Source organism: Pseudomonas auratipiscis (assembly GCF_036324085.1).
Taxonomy (GTDB): Bacteria; Pseudomonadota; Gammaproteobacteria; order Pseudomonadales; family Pseudomonadaceae; genus Aquipseudomonas; species Aquipseudomonas auratipiscis.
The window spans coordinates 1-1613 of sequence record NZ_JAZDCU010000041.1; the positions used below are offsets into that span (position 1 = coordinate 1).

The window sequence follows — 1613 nt, forward strand, 5'->3', positions numbered from 1 at the left end:
GCGGCTGAGCTCAAGGCCTGGAAAAAATACCGCATTGCGTTGATTCGTGTGCCGGACCAGCCAGGTTATCCCGATACCATCGACTGGCCAGCGCCTCCCGCCTGACTTATTCCGCACCCAAAGCACCCGCCATCGAGCGGGTTTATTTTTGCCTGGAGAAACCCATGGCTCGTATTTCTGACTCACTGGCGGGCAGCAAGAATGCGCTCGCCTTCCTCGACATGCTGGCCTGGTCCGAAGGCACCTCAACCAGCAAGCATTCCCGCGATGATGGCTATGACGTCGTTGTCGGAGGCATCGATAGCCCGAACACCTTCAAGAGCTATGCCAGCCACCCGGGCGTGCTGGTCAAGGTGAACACCAAAGGCTTGAAGTCGACCGCTGCCGGGCGCTACCAGCAGTTGCAGCGCTACTGGCCGCATTACCGCGATTTGCTGAAGCTTCCCGACTTCGGCCCTGTGAGCCAGGACACGCTGGCGCTGCAGTTGATAAAGGAACGCGGCGCACTGCCAGACGTGCATGCAGGCCGCATCCAGTCCGCGATCGAGAAGTGCAGAAATATCTGGGCCAGTCTGCCTGGCGCCGGGTATGGGCAGCGTGAGCATAAGCTTGATGACCTGCTGGCGCATTTCATTGCCGCTGGCGGGGACCTCGCATGACTTGGCTAAAGCTGGTCCCGGCCTGGGCCTGGTGGTTGCTTGCAGTGCTGGTTGTGGGTGCTGGTCAGCAATATCGGCTGATGGACTCCCAAGGCGAGACTGATTCAGCCAAGGTTGAGACTGCCAAGGTGAAGAGAGATTTGGCCGACTACCGCCTGGAGGTCTCCGAGCGCGACCGCCGCGCCGCCGCCCAGGCCAGAAACGAAGAACAGCGCCGGCAGAAAGCGGCGGATGAGGAAGGTGAGAATGCACGACAAAAACTGGGCCTGGCTGAAGGTCGCGCCGCTACTGCTGAGTCTGCTGCTGACGGGATGCGCGGTGAAATCGAACGACTGCGGGCCGGCAGATCTGCAACCTGCGACACCATCGCTACCCAGCAGCGCGAGACAGGAACCTCTGCCGTCGTGGTGCTCGGGGGATTGCTTGAAAAGTCTGACCGAATGGCGGGAAGCTGCGCGGCAGCGCTTGAGCGAAGTCGAATAGCTGGGCTTTCATGTGAGCGCACATATGATGCGGTTCGTGGGACGGCTCGCAATCCTAATGGATCGCATAATTCCAACTAATCTAGGCATAAAACGGTTAAATCGTTATTTGCGCCTAGATTTGTTGGCTTTGTAAGTGACCTTCTGTTCCAAAGCTAACCTACAGCTTCCCGCCAGCATTTGAACCAGGGGCTTGGTTATAGATGTGCGGCGCCGACCTGCCGAAGATTGGAACACCAGGGTCTCCTATATAAAGGAGGCGATGATTCTGGGTGACTACAGAGAAACACCCGTAGTGCCAGTCCGGAGTGCCAGTTTAATCCTGCCTAAAAAATGACCAATTAGATGGTCAACCTGCCTTCCTTGCTGATTTTTTGCTTTAGCAAATCTTCAAGCGTCATTTTGGCCCCGTAAACACTGGGCCTTTCCCGTTAATCGACCCGATCCATCATCGGTGCATCGGTGCAATCGG

Annotated in this window: 3 protein-coding genes; all 3 read left to right on the top strand. The window is 57.2% G+C overall.

Annotated elements, in window-relative coordinates; translation table 11 throughout:
• Positions 1 to 105 (top strand): phage tail assembly chaperone (locus V0R60_RS26725; protein WP_330079559.1); only part of this gene is annotated, 105 nt, incomplete at its 5' end.
• Positions 106 to 164: 59 nt separating this feature from the next.
• Positions 165 to 659 (top strand): glycoside hydrolase family 24 protein, encoded by a 495-nt coding sequence (locus V0R60_RS26730; protein ID WP_330079390.1) that lies wholly within the window; start codon positions 165 to 167, stop codon positions 657 to 659.
• Positions 656 to 1222 carry a DUF2514 family protein gene (locus V0R60_RS26735; protein WP_330079391.1) on the top strand — a complete coding sequence of 189 codons (567 nt, stop codon included), beginning with the start codon at positions 656 to 658 and terminating at the stop codon, positions 1220 to 1222. Before V0R60_RS26730 ends, V0R60_RS26735 begins: the two co-directional genes overlap by 4 nt.
• Positions 1223 to 1613 lie beyond the last annotated feature (391 nt).

Excerpts from the sequence above, each read along its gene's own strand:
- V0R60_RS26730 (WP_330079390.1), top strand. The coding sequence starts at position 165 with ATGGCTCGTATTTCTGACTCACTGGCGGGCAGCAAGAATGCGCTCGCC.
- V0R60_RS26735 (WP_330079391.1), top strand. The coding sequence starts at position 656 with ATGACTTGGCTAAAGCTGGTCCCGGCCTGGGCCTGGTGGTTGCTTGCA.